Origin of the sequence: Pedobacter sp. Leaf41 (assembly GCF_001422545.1) — a bacterium.
Classification (GTDB): domain Bacteria; phylum Bacteroidota; class Bacteroidia; order Sphingobacteriales; family Sphingobacteriaceae; genus Pedobacter.
In genome coordinates this window covers 542,428-558,450 of sequence record NZ_LMLE01000006.1, presented here as the reverse complement: position 1 = coordinate 558,450, position 16,023 = coordinate 542,428, and the positions used below count along the sequence as shown (strand labels likewise).

Genomic DNA, 16,023 nt, shown 5'->3' with positions numbered 1-16,023 from the left:
ACGGATGATTTTTTATTTACCAGAATGGGTTCTGAACCAAATTAGGATTGATTACCAAATCATTACTTTTGATTGGCCAGAGATAATCTTTGATTCCAAAAACAGGAATAAATTGCGTAGACGGACGGTAATAGTTAACCGCTTCGGCGTTATTGATGCTCCAGCCCTGCAATGGCACAGTAAGCACCGATTGCAGCTCTTTCCATCTCCTAAGATCCCAGCCACTTTGTCCCTCAAAACACAACTCAATTCTTCTTTCCTGATGGATAATCTGCCTCAAACCATCTTTGGAGCTGAATTTATTCGGATTTCTGGAAAAGTTTGTCCATGCTACCTGTACGCCTGGTAAACCAGCTCGTTGGCGTACTTTGTCCAGATAACTAAATACTTCGTTCGTTGGCCCGTTCACTTCATTTAGTGCTTCTGCATACAACAGATAAAGGCCTGCAAGCCTGATAATGGGCAAACGATATGGTGAAGGCTGGAAACCATCATCATAAACGGAAACATAACTCACCAGTTTTTTAGGCCAGTATCCCGTAATGTTCAAACGAATGTTATCACTTGGTGCCGCAAGACCCGATCCCCTGGCCGCAACGTGGTATAATGGAAACTGTGCGCTGTTTTGATCAACCCTTCCATTCCCAAACCAGATACCTCCATCGAAAGCGAGATCGGCATAAAATCTCGTCTCCCGTGCAAAATGCCCCTTGATGGTTTCATAACCTTCTTTTATATAATACCTGCTGGCATTATCACCAGCTTTAATGGTATTTCTACCCGCATAATCCCAGGTTTTATCTTCATTAATCGGCACACCGTTTACCGTATAAAAGAGTTCTTGTGTGGCTATCGGTGCTGAGAATGTAGATGGATTAGAGAATGCATTGACTGCAGAGTTAACCGTTAACCTCGGTGTAGCAAAGCCCTGATAGCTGAAAGCTGGATTGGAGGCCCAGATGACTTCAGGATTCAGCTCCCATTTTTCGGTTACCGCATTATGAACATCCAGTTGTTTCTTTAAAGAGTCAGAAAGCACACCAATATTTGCTGGAGGCGCAAAAGTGTATAATCTAACTCCATTTGATTCTGCAGCTAAGATGGCAGCCTTCGCTGCATCAGCAGCCTTCACCCATTTTTGCGGATCAACACGCTGGGGAAACAGGCTAACCCCATCCTTATCTTTGAAACTGACATAATCTGGATTACCATTAAATAACGGACTTGCCGAAGTAGCCAAAACTTCTGCTTTTACCGCAAGTGCTATTAAACTCGTCACCCGGCCAAGCTCCAAAGTCTGATTGGAGATGGTTGCAGGAAGATCCGGAATGGCTTCATCCAGAAGAGACACAATATAATCGACTGATTCATCGACAGTAGACCTTTTAATGCGAACCTCATCAGTACTTGCAGAGATGGAGAGATTATCTTTAATCAAAGGAATAGGGCCGTACATTTTCAGCAGAACATAGTGGTAATAGGCTTTTAAAAATTTAGTCTCTGCAGTCCATCTTTTCTTATCAGTCGGCGATAAATCGATTGGTTTGTCAATATTTTCGAGCATAATGTTACATAACCTGATGGAGCGGAAGAAACTGTAACTGCCTTCATTACCATCCCATGCGTTAAGGCCGGGGTTTGCCGTGTTCTGAGCACCACGCAGCAAGTTGAAGCCTGTACGGTTGAAACCCAGATAATTATCAAGCGTATTGGAATAAATCAATTCGCCTGAAGTTGTAAAACCTGGATTTGAGGCTACATCAGTTGACCGTTGCAGATAAGCATAACAACCATATAGGTAATTTTCGGCCTCGTTTCTGTTTCTGAAGGCATAATCTAGCGTACCCAAATTTTCAGGGGTAATGTCAAGATATTTTTTACAAGAATAAAATGAACATAGCAATACTGCCGCACAGATATATGTTGAATATTTTTTAATTAATTTCATTATAATGTTACGTTTAAACCAACATTGAATACTTTTTGGATAGGATAGGCAAAACCATTACCTCCCTGTTCGGGATCCCACATCTTGAATGGAGACCAGGTCAATAAATTCAAACCATTGAAGTACAGACGGGCTGAACTTAACTTGATTTTAGTCGAGATACGCTGTGGTAAAGTATAGCCGATCTCTACTGATTTTAATCTAATCAACCGGCCGTTTCTCATCCACCATGTACTGGTTTGGCGGTTATTTTCCAGATCCTCTTTGGTAACCGATAAACGGGGGTACAAAGCATAGAGATCCTGATTCTCTGGTGACCAGTGATTATTCGCAAAGTCTTTTAACAATTGCGTATTGCCGAAAAAATCGCCATCACCACCATCGAAAGGATTGACCTTTCTTCTCTCATCAATAGGAACAAAAGGGCTTATCTTCTCTGGTTTAATAAAAAATGTCATTCTTCCCTGGCCAGTTACAAACGCAGATAAATCAAAACCCTTGTAAGACGAACTGAACCCGAAACCATATACTAATTCAGGAGATTGCGGAAAACCAATATAAGCCTTGTCGGCATCATCAATCTTCCCATCGTTATTTAAATCCTTATACTTAATATCTCCTCCCCTGGGAGCTTTGCCACCATTAGAAAAAATCTGGGCTGGTGAGTTAGCTACCTCTTTATCGTCAACGAACAACCGCTCAGCTATGTAACCATAATTTCTACTAATGGCCTGGCCGGTTGTATAACGATAAGCTTCTGCCCACTGCGGCTCTTCAAAGTTTACGTATTTATTTTTTGCGAAAGTCATGTTGCCACGAACGGCAAAAGAAAACTCGTTGGCATTGAACTTGTAATCCAATGATAGATCCATACCTCGGGAACGGGCGACACCAATATTTGCGCCAATGTCAGGTAGGTTTGTATTTGGATCAATGGCTTCCAATCCCAGCGTCGAGGGAACATTCCTCCTTGGCATATAGATATCATATCTATAATTGTTGTACACCTCCGCAATCAGACTCAGATTTTTGAAAAGTGTAGCCTCCAAAGCGATATTGGTTTGTTGCGAAGTTTCCCAGGTGATATTGGTATTTTCATAGCTATTGATATATACGCCCTGACGCTCTGAGGCACCATTAAAACCAAACTGTGCATAGTTTCCTCCGCCGTTCAGATTGACATCCGATTTATAGAAGAAACGTTGCGAGCCAATAGCATCATTGCCCACAATACCAAAACTGCCGCGTAGCTTTAAGCGGCTAACCACATCGGCGATTCCGCCCTTCCAGAAACCTTCATTGGATACGATCCAACCACCGCCAATGGTTGGGAAGAAACCAAAACGATGATTTTCGGAAAACCTTTCAGAGCCATTATAGCCAAAGTTTGTTTCAAGAAAATAACGGTTTTTATAGGAATAGGTTAAACGTCCGGCTAAGCCGATGTTACGGTAAGGTAAAGAATATTGTAAAGTAGGCTGGTTGTTTTTAGGATCTCTTGCATTATTATACCGTGTTTGCTGGGCGGTCCCGATTAATGTACCGCTTACAGTATGATTTCCAAAAGTGCGGTCGTAATTCATTGATGCCTGGGCATATAAAAAGGTGTTTACCGTTGGAGAACCTGGATAGTAGCTTAAATATTCACGGGCCACATTTAGAGGTGCTGTTACCGATGGATTTAGCCAGTTAAGTGAATATTGATTGGATTGTCTGTCATATGAACTTACATTGTAATAAAAAGGGGCATAAGCCATTGAGGAATCAAAATAAGAATATCTGTTGGTACTGAATATAGACCGGAAGGTGAGACCTTCAGTTAAAAAATCCAGTTTTTGGTTTACCTCAAACTGTGCTGACATTCTTGATTCTGAAGAGTTTTTATGTCCCATCAGCATTGCTGCATAGGGGTTTACATTTCGGATATCATTAGCGGCATTACCTACCGTATTACCGAAGAGGATGTGTTGTGCATTCTGATTTGCCTGATCGGCAGGAAAATAGGCTGGAAATAATACCGGACTTGTATGCACAGCCGCATTATACAAATCAGTCGAAAACCCACCGTCTGATGCAATCGGGCCATTGTATTCACTAAAATTTCCCGAAAGACGAACCACCATTTCAGTAGTCTTAGTCAAATCTATATTTACATTCGAACGCAGCTGGTAGTTACGGAATTTAATATTATTATCATTGTTGTTTCTTTCATCCTCTTTCAGTACCCCATTATCCAGATTGTAGGAACCGGCAACGTAATAGCGGGCAACGCCACCTCCACCGCTTATACCAAGATTGGCCCTCTGGGTTGATGTGCGCTTTTTGAACAACATATCGAGCCAATCAACGGCAGGATAAACATATTCATTGTATCCCGGAGAACGGTTTATCGTGTTTAGGGTATTGTTGATTTTATTTTGGTTAAATACCGGATCCATGTTCCGCCCGATTGCTGCTTCATTGAAGAGCCTCATATAGGTAACAGGATCTGCCAGTTCCAGATTTTGAGTGGATTGGCTGGCGGATTGCTCCACGCGGAAACTGATTTTTGCCTTGCCAACTTTACCAGATTTGGTAGAAACCAAAATTACACCGTTTGCACCACGTGCTCCATATAACGCCGTCGCACTGGCATCTTTTAAAATTGAGAAACTTTCAATGTCGTCAACCTGCAAACGTGCCAGATCAGAAGAAGTCAGTTCCACATTATCAATTAAAATGAGGGGGTCTTGTTTATAACCAAAAGTAGTTACCCCACGAATAAAAAACTGGGAATTGTCCTGTCCCGGCTGTCCGCTTCGCTGATAGCCAATTACTCCAGCAATCTGCCCGGATAGTGCATTTGTTAAATTACTCGATGGAATTTTAAGGTTGGCTACTTTGACAGTTGTTACCGAGCCGACTAAGGCTTCTTTCCTTTGACGTTGGCCCAGGGCAGTAATTACTACCTCGTCAGCGAGGATATTATCCTCAATCAACTTAATATTGATTACACTGTTATCTCCTACCGTAACACGCTGCTCTTTGTAGCCCACAAACGAAAATCGGATTAATTGTCCCGGACTTACATCCAAAACGAATTTACCATTATTATCAGTTTGTGTACCCACATTTGCCTGATTGACCGCCGCTACCACAACACCGGGTAGGCCTATGCCGAGCGAATCGGTCACCTTACCTGTAATTGTTTTTTTTACCTGGCCTTGGGCATGGGATAAGTTGCCCATAAATAAAAGCAGTAAAAATACCAGCCCATAAAGAAGCTTACATTTTTTTTGTAGAGTTTGGCTCATACTTTATTTGAAATATTTGGTTAGTAAAAGTTCTCAATCAGTATTCAGTTCTATTTTGAAAAACCCAATCTGTTTGATTTGCTTTATATATTCAAAACTAATGCTATTGTATACAGACTAAAATAGTATATTCATCTATTATGATGAACTATTCAACTATTTTCGACATGTTTCTATCCACTATTATTATATATTTACCTTCACTTACCTAACTCCAAATTAAATGAAGAGAAAAGACGGCTTTCAGGGCGAAAAGCATATCTATGTTCCTGAGGCGGCCTGGAAGGCTGCCGCAGATAGCAATATTGTGATGAACCAGCTTTACATCACCTCAATGGGCTACTTTCCCAACGCAACATTTCATTATCGGGAACGGCCAAATGGATGCAGCGAAAATATATTAATTTATTGCTTACGGGGAAAGGGTTGGTTTCTGATTGACGGGCAACGAATGGATGTATCGGCCAATGAATTTATTATTGTTCCTACCACCAAAGCAAAAATGAGTTACGGCGCAGATGACCATGATCCCTGGTCGATTTATTGGGTTCACTTTTGTGGTGAGAATTTAAAGGGATTCAATGATGGCTTTGACTTAGGTCTTTACGACGGTGCCAAGCCGATCCATCTCAATGAGAAAGGAATTCAAATCTGGGAATCTATGTACGAAAACCTCCAGCTGGGATATGGCAAAGAAAACCTAAGTAATGTTAATTTATGCCTTTATCATTTCCTGGCCACTTTCTTATATCCAGAAAAGCATACCAGTATAAAAGCACAGGATGAGCGGGACATGATCAAAAAAACGATCGATTACATGCAACAGGGATTATCAAAAAAAGTCTCTGTTGAGCATTTTGCGGAACTCAATAAACTATCGGTTTCCTATTTTTCAAGTCTTTTCAAAAAATCAACCGGAATGCCACCCATGGATTATTTTATCCATCTGAAAGTGAGAAAAGCTTGTGCACTCCTTTACAGTACCGAAATCAAGATCCGGGATATTGCCATAGATTTAGGCTATGAGGATGCTTTCCATTTTTCGAGGTTATTTAAAAAAAGCATGAAAGTTTCCCCACAAACGTATCGGATCTTGCGCAGAAAAAAAACCGAGGGCCCGGAATAGATTTTCTTAACCTACCGACTCCTACCCCAAACTAGATCTAATAGTCCAGTGTTTATTCAGAATGAGTTAATTTAGGCGGCATCAGCCAAACTGGATAAGCCGAAGTAGATTGACCTCGTCTCACCAGTAAAACATTTATTTCAACTTCTTGCCTATCTTCATAGATGTAAATTGGCGAGAAGGAGTCAAATTTATTGGTATGTTCAAATACGACGTAAACACAAACTTTATAGAGTATATTTCAAATCTATATCAGACTATACTCAAATCTTGCGACAAGCCAGTTGCTTTTCGTAATTGGTCAGTTCAAAGATCTGTTTTTTCAATTTTTCGTTTTCCTCCTTCAGTCGTTTTGCTTCCTCTATCTGGTCTTGCAAAGCTTCCTGAACTTCCTTATGGATAAATCTTGGAGTGATGTGCTGGGGACAATTCCAGTCATAGCCTTGAATCTTGAAAAGCATAATGCGCATGGGCTTATACTTATAATTCTCCAGGCTGAGTTTTTCAAAAAAATCCGGACGATTGGACAAAGTGACTATTTCGACCTCGGCGAACATTTTTAATCTTGCACTCGCAGCCTGATCCAGAAAAAATAAAGCAGCCTTGTTATTGGTGGTAATATTTCCCGTAGATATATATTGTTTGTTTCCTTAAAAATCAATAAAACCTGGGGTTGAAGGATCAAGAACTTTTAAAAAACCTTTCGGGCCTCCCCTGAATTGAATATAAGGGTAGCCGCTTTCGCTGATGGTTGACAAATAAAAATAATCCTGTTGCGCGATAAAAAATTAATGCGCTTTTCCAATGGTTCAAAGTTAGCTAAAAAGTGTAGATAAGAAAAGATTCGACTCTCAGTTTTGTGTTACAAATTTAAATGCTGTTTTCTGAAAAGTAACCATTCTGGACAATGAAACAACGAAAGAATATCTCAGAAATTAACGAAATGGTTACTGCATCAATCGTTATGAATCTGCACATACCTGACGATGAAAAGGCAAAAAAAATAGCAAATTATTAAATGATAGACGAGAAATTAATTTATGCACGCCCTTGATCTATTTGCCTAACAGCACGCTTCTAATGAGGCTGTTACTGTTTAATCAACAATTCTAGTCTTGAAATATCTGATTTAAATTTACTTGATTTTTCTTTATAATCTTCATTCTTAACAGCCAAATGATCGAGCGCCCTCTGGAGTGATCTTAGGGCATCAGAATATTTTTTTGACTTTTCTTCTGCCATGCTCAAATCAGCATTAAAGTCGCTGTCTTCTGGATTTAGGTCAACTGCTTTCTTTAGATATGGCAAAGCTAACCCGTACTTTTTTGCAGTAAATAATTCCTTACCAATATTGTTTTGAATTCTGTCCTCAGTTGGGTCTTCATTGAAGCCATATAAGGTTTCCATTGAGACCCGTCTTCGTTCATAATATTTGATCGGATCTCGAACCTTGCCTGCAAATAGTTCCCGGTACCAGGCAGAAATGTTCCAGCGCTGAAACAGGAAATTCATTGAGCCAAGCATTGAATACAATGGCGTCAGGTTATGTGATCGGCCAGGCAGGTCGATAAACTTAAAATCGAACCTTTTATTAGGTTGTTTATCAAATATTTCTGTCAGTTTCTGAGAGCCCGCCCTAAATGCCTTTTCATTTACACCCTCTGTTCCTGATGCCCAGCAAAAATAAGTATGCTTTTTTAGATCACTTTTTAATGTATTTTCAAGATTAGCAAACAAGATACTGTCCCTGCCTAACTCGAGAGCTGGGCTTACGGCCACGATACCATTGAAGAAAGAAGGATCCTTTGTAAAGCTATTAAGAAGAAAAAGGCCTCCCAATGAGTGTCCGATTGCTATTTTTAATGGCTGTGTTCGATATTTTCGTTCCAGTGTCGGGGTCAATTCCTCTTTAATGAACTTAAAAAATATATCTCCATTTACTTTTTCACTATTTGGCAAAGAGCTGATTGCATATAAGGGGCCAAAATCAAGTGCCCGGTTTCTTTGTAAGATTCCCACGATTATGCAGGGCGGCATCTCCCCAAATCGGGTCAATTGGTCAACATCAGCTAATATTAGGTTTTTTAAATAGTCTTCATCGCCATCAAAAAGAAACAATAACGGATATCTATTTAAAGTCTTACCGTAATCTTTTGGAAGGCTGACCCAATATTTCCTGCCGGTGGGAATAAGTTTTGGTGGCATTTCATATGTTTCAGGCACTGAATAGGTCATAAGTTCCTGGGCAATCGCATTACTAAAATAAATTTGAAGTAAAACAACGATAATTAATGATCGGAAAATTTTCATGTGATCTTGCGAAAGATGTAAATATTTGTAAAATTCTGTTCCAAAACTAATGTCTGTTGATTATGATTATGTTAACCAGCAAACAATTTTGAAAGTGATGAAAGTCCTCAAAAGTGTTTGAGAACAACAAATATTTTTTAGCTTATTTCGGAAGAATTAAGCATCGGAACTGGTCGATATTTGATAGATCAAATAATCGACAACCTATGTGTTGTCTCAAAAAACGAATATTGTAAATGGCAATTTCAGGAGAACACAACAGGCAATAAACTTGATATTTCTTGTTGGTTTATTGCAGGAAATTTGAAGGCAAAATAATACTTTTAAATGGCTTAAAGAACAAAAAATTTTATCACGTCAGAGAAGGATAAATTGCAATAAATCTTACCTTTAATACCTTTACGTATCAAAATTTACATTATGAACATAAAGTATGCGCATACCAACATTATAACAAAGGATTGGAAGGAACTTGCACGTTTCTATGAAACCGTGTTTAATTGCATAGCGGTTCCACCTATACGAAACTATCAAGGGGATTGGCTTGAAAAAGGCACCGGCGTCTTTAACGCGAATTTACAAGGAGTACAATTACGGCTACCTGGCTATGGGGATAATGGACCGACATTAGAAATCTATCAGTATTCAGAAACGATTAATGCTGAAAGACACTTAGCTAATCAAAAAGGATTTGGACATATCGCATTTAAGGTAGAGGATATTGAGGGGGTTTTAGCAATAGCATTAAAGAATGGAGCATCGAAAATTGGAGAGTTAAGCGAAAATCATTTTGATAATATCGGTGTATTTAGGTTTATTTACATTTCAGACCCAGACGGGAATATAATAGAACTCCTAAACTGGAGTTGATATTAATTTCGCAAAGTTAGAAATTCGAAATTGAACGCTTTTCGGTTAGAAATCTTCAACCATTGCGACCTAAATATTATAAATTATTAAAGAGTTTCGAGCTAAAATTTCAATAGAATGCTTTCAGATTAGGCATTTTATTTTAAAACCTGCTATTCATTAATTCCTGAAATGCCTCTTTGCTTAGAAATTGGTAAAGTCAGAAGTAGCTACCTAAAGAATATAGAACGAAAGAAACTTTGCTAATTTAATTTTCCTTTACTTAAAGCTGAAGGCACCCAATGAGCTAATTAATTTCCTTGGTGGAATATCAATATTCCACCATTTAATGGTAGGAGTTTACAATAAACATACATGGCAAATTACTTTGACAAAATAGATTTAAGAAAGATTTGAGCGAATCCTTAGATTGACCCTTTTCATATTTCTTATCCATGATAAAACGTTTAAAAAATAAACGCAAACCTATAGATCCAACTAAATCAGTTACCGTTTGCATAAACTAATTCATTTAAACCCCTTCGCCAATTCTGTAAAATACAGAAAAGCAAATTTTTACACCAAATTTATTTTCCGGTGAGATGGGGTCAATATAGTCTGGTTTTTCCACCCATATGGGGCTCGAACCAAAAATCGGTCGCTATCGCTTCAATTCAACGATTTAAAAATCGCCAAAAATTAAAAAGCCCTTTAAGTTACCTTAAAGGGCTTTCGGGTGGCTGATGGGGCTCGAACCCACGACCCTCGGCACCACAAACCAATACTCTAACCAACTGAGCTACAGCCACCGTGTTTTTTAGTGTCACAAAAGTACGACTTTTAATATTCCTTGCAAATATTTTTTTCAAAGATTTAACAACAAATTTTTAATTAGTTATTATTCAATTATTTGAAACGAAATATTTTTTTCAATCTTGAACTAAACAGCACATTTCAAAACCAAAAACATAACTTTACAATCTTTATGATCGAAATTTATACAGACGGAGCAGCAAGTGGAAACCCAGGACCTGGGGGTTATGGTACCATATTACGGGCAGGCAAACATTATAAGGAGTTAAGTGGGGGTTACCGCATGACTACAAATAACCGCATGGAATTAATGGCTGTTATTAAGGGCTTAGAAGCTTTAAAAAGCCTAAACCAGGAAGTAACTGTGTACTCCGATTCAAAATATGTAGTGGATGCAGTTGAAAAGAAATGGGTTTTTGGCTGGGTAACTAAAAACTTCAAAGACAAAAAAAACAAAGACCTTTGGATTCGGTTTCTCGAATTATACAAACTTCATAAAGTAAAATTCATTTGGATAAAAGGCCACAACGATCACCCGGAAAATGAACGTTGTGACAGATTAGCGGTTTTTGCTTCTCAAGACAAACAAAACTTAGCCATTGATACTTTTTTCGAAGCAGAACGAAAGAAAGCAACGCTTCTCTAAACAGCACATTTAAAAATTAATCTATTCCACCTACAACACCCATATCCTCCAATTTGGCTTCCACTTGTGTTTGAGGAGCTGTAGATTTATTGGCATAAATTAACATCATTTCCTCGGCTTTCTCTACCATTTTTACCGATCCGATAAACACCGGCACACGCTGGTGAACTTCTGTAGGCTGTATCTCCAGTATTCGCTCAAAACCGGTACTCGCCTTTCCCCCGGCTTGCTCAATAATAAAAGCCATCGGGTTACATTCATAAAGTAAGCGCAACTTCCCTTCCGGTGAACGAGCGGTAGTTGGGTAAATGTAAATCCCCCCGTTTATTAAACTTCTATGAATGTCTCCAACCATTGAACCAATATATCTTGAAGTATAGGGACGATCAGAAGCTTCATCCTCTACCTGACAATATTTAATGTATTTTTTCACCCCTTCAGGAAAGTGAACATAATTTCCTTCATTGATGGAATAAGTTACGCCAGTTTCAGGGATTTTCATTTCCGGGTGAGACAAACAAAACTCTCCGATTGATGGATCTAATGTAAAACCATTAACCCCCTTGCCCGTGGTGTAAACCAACATAGTAGATGATCCATAAATAATATATCCAGCTGCTACCTGCTCAGTCCCCTTCTGTAAAACATCATCAATACCAGCTCGTCCTTCTAAAGATTTCCTGCGGTAAATAGAAAAAACGGTTCCTACCGCAACATTAACATCCGTGTTTGACGAGCCGTCCATTGGATCGATACAAACAATATACTTTGCATTTTGTGAAACAGGAGATTCGATATGAATGATTTCCTCTTCTTCTTCACTGGCGATAATACAACACTCACCACCACTGGTTAGTGCAGCAATAAACTGTTGATCAGCATAAACATCAAGCTTTTTTTGCTTTTCGCCCTGGATGTTTGTTGTACCTACGTGACCGATCATATCAACCAGACCCGCTTTGTTAATCTCCCGATTTACAATTTTTGCAGCAATCGCAATATCCCTTAACAACCTCGAAAGTTCACCTTTGGCATAAGGGAAATCTGCTTGTTTTTCTATAATAAATTGTCCTAATGTTTTCACGCCGCAAACCATACTTAGTGTAAATTTTACATTATCTACCCGATAACTCTATAACCTCTAAGGTATGAATATTTTCGTCAGTTATGCAAAAACGAACCAATGTTCTCACTTTATGCCAGCCGTGTTTTCCCGCTGCACCGGGGTTAATATGCAAACATTTTATCTTTTCATCGAACATTACCTTTAAAATATGGGAATGACCGGTAATAAATAATTTTGGTGGGTTAGTGTATATTTCTGGCTTAACGAAGGAAGAGTAACGGCCGGGATAACCGCCGATATGTGTCATCCACACCTCTACCTGTTCGCATTGAAACCTATTATGTTCCGGAAATTCATTCCGGATTATAGCATCATCTATATTCCCAAAAACACCCCGAAGCGGTTTAAACGTCGACAGTTCTGTTGCGACATGAGGACCAAAATCGCCGGCATGCCATATTTCATCTACCTGATCAAAGTGCTTAAATACAGCATCATCTAAAAACCCATGTGTATCAGAAATTAAACCAATCTTTTTCATTATGTAAAGTGAATTGTAAAGCAGTGTGTGAACTTCTGCGCATATTTATTGAACATTTTTTAAAAGTCAGCCTAAATTTTATTTGCGCAATCTATTAAACAACAAATTTGAATTTTATTTTTTGAAACAGATATTTCTCTTCTTCGACTTGATTTCTTTTGTACGATATTATCATTAAGTGGGATCAAAATGCCAAGAAAAAATCTTTCAGCAATTCCTTATATTTTTCAGTATTTTTTCCTTGCGATTCGTACATAAAAAAATTGCTCTTTAAAGTAAGTAAACCATAAGATATTATCATCAATATAAATATGCTTTTATCTATAGGATAATGTCAAACTAGCCAACCAATTACTTTATTTTTTCCTTAAAGCCTTAAACGTTCCGTTCGGCTGGATAAAGGATAATGAGCTCGCTTTCTGCCTGGGTTCCGCAGCGAACTTAACGCTATAGCCTTTCAAAATTTTAAGATCAAAAGTATAATCATCAACGGGAACAGTTTCATATTCTGGCTGGCCAGGAACTAATACATACAAAATGTCTCCTTTTAAATATACTTTAGCAATCACTGCTCCTAAAGTATAATCGCCAACATAAAGCGCTAACGTTTTAAGCTCAACTTTTTTTACATCTGGCTTAAAAGCAAACAAAATTGGATTTTTATCCGGATCTAATTGAATAGTTAATCCTTGTATTTTACCCTGATTATCACTCGAAAAGTTAAATAACATTTTACTCGAGGCTGTGTCTATTTCGCCATTTTTCTGCACAGACTTAGGCTCGAAAACATCATAATACAAGTGTTTAAGTAGCATTTTATCATTACCAGCTGCTGCATAAATCGCATTTTTATCAAACGAAACCTTGATTGTGCCATAAGCTGGATTTTCGAAAGAGCCCGCATAATTGTTTAATGCATGCGAGGGATTAGTATTTAAAATCGTAATCTTTTTGGCGTTGCTCGCGAGTTGCTTCTCACTTAAACTCGCAGTCTTTGATTTTAAAACTGCCTCGCCATTCCAATCAATCGGTTTCAATTTAAAAATCCGATCTGCAATCGAGCTGGTAACTACATCAGGAACTTGCGACACATTCTGATTGGTTAAAACCACTATGCCTATTTCATCGGTTGGATAGAATGCAACATTAGCCGAAAAGCCGTTGATATTACCTCCATGCTCTACCATAAAGTGTCCACGATAAGAGCTGAGCATCCATCCTAACCCATAATTAGCAAAAAAAACATCTTTGTGCTGGCTCGGCAATCCGCCAGACATTACCATTTGAGAACTAGCAGCCTCAGCAATATAACTACTTGGCAATATCTCCTTATCCTTATAAAATCCGCCACTTATCCACACCTTTAACCAATTGGCCATATCGTTTACACTACTATTGATGCTACCAGCTGGCCCCATTCCATTAATATTGTAATATTCGATCTTCTTGATGACTGAATCTTTAACTGTTAAATAAGGTAAGGCTGCGTCGCTATCATTTTGAAAAGCTTTAATATCGGTATTGGAACGTTTCATCTCTAATGGATCAAAAAACTTTTCCTTAATATTTTGTTCCCAAGTTTTACCGCTGATTTTTTCGACGATCATACCCTGCGCCAAGAACATAAAGTTATTATAAAACCATTTTTGCCTAACACCAGCGCTTGGCTGCATATATTGCACTCGCTTAATTATACTATCTCTATTGGCCGTGTTAAATAAAAGCCAAGAATAATCATATCTAGAAAGTCCGGTTCTATGCGCCATCAAATCACGAATTGTGATCTGATTGTTCATTTCATCATTATAAAAACGTAATACGGGAAGATGGGAAGTTGCTTTATCATCTAGCTTCAGTTTGCCGTCTTTTTCTAATAATCCAATTAGCCCCGCAGTAAATGCTTTAGTACTTGAGCCAATGGCGAAAAGGGTATTTGGTGTAACAGGTTTTTTATTTTCTACATCGCGATAGCCAAAACCTTTGCTATAAATTACCTCTTTTCCTTTTACAATAGCTACTGCAAAGCCTGCAATGTGTTGATCTTTTAAAACGTGATTTAGCACAGAATCAATTTCGGTGAATTGATTTACACTCGTATTTGTTTTTTGAACTTGGGCAAACGAGGTAATTGCGCTCAGAAATGTGCATAGATAGATTATGGAAGACTTCATAGTTAAGGTAGTTGTAGCCCGAAACTACATATTATAGCTTTAAGAACCCAACTAATACCCTAAAAAGAAATCCTTAAGTAAGGCTTTGTAACTTTGGGTATAAACTTTTTCACTCTCATAAAGATAAAGATGTTCAACAACTGGCTTTTCATTGGTTTTTGATAAACAAACAATCCGTCTAAACTCTGGTTTTCTTTCATCTGAGTGTAAATGGATCAATTTATTTAACACCATATTAAACGGTTTCGCTTCTTCTACCAATAATTCTGCTTGCTTAACAGGAAGAACAAACCAAAAGCTCCCATCTTCACTTAAAATGGTTACTACTTTGGCAATAAGAGCATCAAAAAAATGTTCATCAGCATGTCGTGCAATTCCTTTTCTAACCCCCTCACTCTTTAAATCGTTTACGAAAAATGGAGGATTGGAGACAATAAGGTCGAATTTTTGAGAAGTGTTATATTGCTCAATTGCTATATGGTTAATGCTTAACCGATCAATAAATATGGAATTCTTAAAATTTTTTCCAGCCGTTTCAGCGGCCTGTGCGTCAATTTCGACAGCATCAACCAGGGCATTCGGAAATCTTTGTGCCAACATTAATGCGATTACACCGGTGCCAGTGCCGATATCCAATATTTTTTTTGGTGCTGAATGATTTGCAAGAGCAGCAATTAAAACCCCATCGGTATTAATCTTCATGGCACAACCAGTCTGATCTACTTCAAACTGTTTAAATTTAAAAATACCCATACTAAACTTCGTACAATTCCAACGGCAATCCATCTGGATCTGCAAAAAAGGTAAATCTTTTCCCCGTAAATTCATCAATTCGTATAGGTTCGGTAACAATGCCTTGATCACTCAGTCTTCCAATTTCTAGTTCAATATCATCTACTTCAAAAGCCAGGTGCCGTAAACCTTGAGCTTCTGGTCTGGAAGGACGAGCCGGCGGATTTTCAAAAGAAAAAAGCTCAATTTGATAAAGGCCGTTTACCGCTAGATCTAATTTGTAAGATTTTCGCTCCGCCCGATAAACCTCAGCCAGGATGGTAAATCCCAGTTTCTTTACATAAAAGTCTTTCGATTTTTCGTAATCAGAACAAATAATAGCAATGTGATGAATTCGGTTGAACATTTGAAGTAACGTAGAATGAGTGAGTTTTGAACGATAGAATGTAGCAAAGTTGCAGAAAATGATTGAAATTTAAATAACAGAAGTCTAAAGTAGCTCTAAATAAATCACAATTTTGGTACCTA

At 38.3% G+C, this 16,023-nt stretch carries 13 protein-coding genes and 1 tRNA gene; 3 read left to right on the top strand and 11 right to left on the bottom strand.

From position 1 onward, the window contains the following. Window positions 1-16: 16 nt before the first annotated feature. Both ASE92_RS09725 and ASE92_RS09720 read right to left on the bottom strand, forming a co-directional pair. Window positions 17-1,948, bottom strand: coding sequence for a RagB/SusD family nutrient uptake outer membrane protein (locus ASE92_RS09725; protein WP_056849894.1), 1,932 nt, complete (start codon window positions 1,946-1,948; stop codon window positions 17-19). Continuing rightward, entirely contained in the window at window positions 1,948-5,175 is a 3,228-nt protein-coding gene (locus ASE92_RS09720; protein ID WP_056850037.1) for a TonB-dependent receptor, read from the bottom strand. Before ASE92_RS09720 ends, ASE92_RS09725 begins: the two co-directional genes overlap by 1 nt. A 289-nt stretch (window positions 5,176-5,464) precedes the next feature. Here ASE92_RS09720 and ASE92_RS09715 point away from each other — a divergent pair, with 289 nt between their 5' ends. Next, entirely contained in the window at window positions 5,465-6,367 is a 903-nt protein-coding gene (locus tag ASE92_RS09715; RefSeq protein WP_056849893.1) for an AraC family transcriptional regulator, read from the top strand. 263 nt (window positions 6,368-6,630) lie between these two features. Here ASE92_RS09715 and ASE92_RS09710 read toward each other — a convergent pair whose 3' ends face one another. The 3 genes from ASE92_RS09710 to ASE92_RS09705 form a co-directional block, all read right to left on the bottom strand. Further along, the gene (locus tag ASE92_RS09710) at window positions 6,631-6,924 is read right to left on the bottom strand and encodes a hypothetical protein (protein WP_056849892.1); all 294 of its coding nucleotides are present in this window, start codon (window positions 6,922-6,924) and stop codon (window positions 6,631-6,633) included. A gap of 93 nt (window positions 6,925-7,017) precedes the next feature. Then, window positions 7,018-7,149 (bottom strand): hypothetical protein, encoded by a 132-nt coding sequence (locus ASE92_RS21720; protein ID WP_157255709.1) that lies wholly within the window; start codon window positions 7,147-7,149, stop codon window positions 7,018-7,020. A 307-nt stretch (window positions 7,150-7,456) separates the two neighbouring features. Continuing rightward, on the bottom strand, window positions 7,457-8,677 hold the full coding sequence (locus tag ASE92_RS09705; RefSeq protein ID WP_056849891.1) for an alpha/beta hydrolase-fold protein: 1,221 nt from the start codon (window positions 8,675-8,677) through the stop codon (window positions 7,457-7,459). Between the two features lie 420 nt (window positions 8,678-9,097). Between ASE92_RS09705 and ASE92_RS09700 the strand changes: the two genes are divergently transcribed. After that, window positions 9,098-9,547 (top strand): VOC family protein, encoded by a 450-nt coding sequence (locus ASE92_RS09700; RefSeq protein WP_056849890.1) that lies wholly within the window; start codon window positions 9,098-9,100, stop codon window positions 9,545-9,547. Between the two features lie 714 nt (window positions 9,548-10,261). Here ASE92_RS09700 and ASE92_RS09695 read toward each other — a convergent pair. Continuing rightward, window positions 10,262-10,335, bottom strand: a tRNA-His gene (locus tag ASE92_RS09695). Window positions 10,336-10,511: 176 nt separating this feature from the next. Here ASE92_RS09695 and rnhA point away from each other — a divergent pair. Beyond that, window positions 10,512-10,985 (top strand): ribonuclease HI, encoded by a 474-nt coding sequence (rnhA, locus tag ASE92_RS09690; RefSeq protein ID WP_056849889.1) that lies wholly within the window; start codon window positions 10,512-10,514, stop codon window positions 10,983-10,985. Window positions 10,986-11,001: 16 nt separating this feature from the next. On the opposite strand, the gene fbp is transcribed toward rnhA, so the two are convergent. The 5 genes from fbp to ASE92_RS09665 form a co-directional block, all read right to left on the bottom strand. Further along, window positions 11,002-12,081, bottom strand: coding sequence for a class 1 fructose-bisphosphatase (gene fbp, locus ASE92_RS09685; RefSeq protein WP_056849888.1), 1,080 nt, complete (start codon window positions 12,079-12,081; stop codon window positions 11,002-11,004). Between the two features lie 19 nt (window positions 12,082-12,100). Next, window positions 12,101-12,592: a metallophosphoesterase gene (locus tag ASE92_RS09680; protein ID WP_056849887.1), complete on the bottom strand. Its 492-nt coding sequence runs from the start codon at window positions 12,590-12,592 to the stop codon at window positions 12,101-12,103. A gap of 356 nt (window positions 12,593-12,948) precedes the next feature. Further along, entirely contained in the window at window positions 12,949-14,763 is a 1,815-nt protein-coding gene (locus ASE92_RS09675; protein ID WP_056849886.1) for a serine hydrolase, read from the bottom strand. A gap of 51 nt (window positions 14,764-14,814) precedes the next feature. After that, window positions 14,815-15,516 carry a tRNA1(Val) (adenine(37)-N6)-methyltransferase gene (locus ASE92_RS09670; protein ID WP_056849885.1) on the bottom strand — a complete coding sequence of 234 codons (702 nt, stop codon included), beginning with the start codon at window positions 15,514-15,516 and terminating at the stop codon, window positions 14,815-14,817. A 1-nt stretch (window position 15,517) separates the two neighbouring features. After that, complete coding sequence (locus tag ASE92_RS09665) at window positions 15,518-15,901, bottom strand: VOC family protein (protein ID WP_056849884.1); 384 nt, start codon at window positions 15,899-15,901, stop codon at window positions 15,518-15,520. Window positions 15,902-16,023: the final 122 nt, after the last annotated feature.

What these genes read in the sequence shown, in the direction of transcription:
- ASE92_RS09725 (WP_056849894.1), bottom strand. Translation starts at nt 1,948, where the DNA reads ATGAAATTAATTAAAAAATATTCAACATATATCTGTGCGGCAGTATTG.
- ASE92_RS09720 (WP_056850037.1), bottom strand. Translation starts at nt 5,175, where the DNA reads ATGGGCAACTTATCCCATGCCCAAGGCCAGGTAAAAAAAACAATTACA.
- ASE92_RS09715 (WP_056849893.1), top strand. Translation starts at nt 5,465, where the DNA reads ATGAAGAGAAAAGACGGCTTTCAGGGCGAAAAGCATATCTATGTTCCT.
- ASE92_RS09710 (WP_056849892.1), bottom strand. Translation starts at nt 6,924, where the DNA reads ATGTTCGCCGAGGTCGAAATAGTCACTTTGTCCAATCGTCCGGATTTT.
- ASE92_RS09705 (WP_056849891.1), bottom strand. Translation starts at nt 8,677, where the DNA reads ATGAAAATTTTCCGATCATTAATTATCGTTGTTTTACTTCAAATTTAT.
- ASE92_RS09700 (WP_056849890.1), top strand. Translation starts at nt 9,098, where the DNA reads ATGAACATAAAGTATGCGCATACCAACATTATAACAAAGGATTGGAAG.
- rnhA (WP_056849889.1), top strand. Translation starts at nt 10,512, where the DNA reads ATGATCGAAATTTATACAGACGGAGCAGCAAGTGGAAACCCAGGACCT.
- fbp (WP_056849888.1), bottom strand. Translation starts at nt 12,081, where the DNA reads ATGGTTTGCGGCGTGAAAACATTAGGACAATTTATTATAGAAAAACAA.
- ASE92_RS09680 (WP_056849887.1), bottom strand. Translation starts at nt 12,592, where the DNA reads ATGAAAAAGATTGGTTTAATTTCTGATACACATGGGTTTTTAGATGAT.
- ASE92_RS09675 (WP_056849886.1), bottom strand. Translation starts at nt 14,763, where the DNA reads ATGAAGTCTTCCATAATCTATCTATGCACATTTCTGAGCGCAATTACC.
- ASE92_RS09670 (WP_056849885.1), bottom strand. Translation starts at nt 15,516, where the DNA reads ATGGGTATTTTTAAATTTAAACAGTTTGAAGTAGATCAGACTGGTTGT.
- ASE92_RS09665 (WP_056849884.1), bottom strand. Translation starts at nt 15,901, where the DNA reads ATGTTCAACCGAATTCATCACATTGCTATTATTTGTTCTGATTACGAA.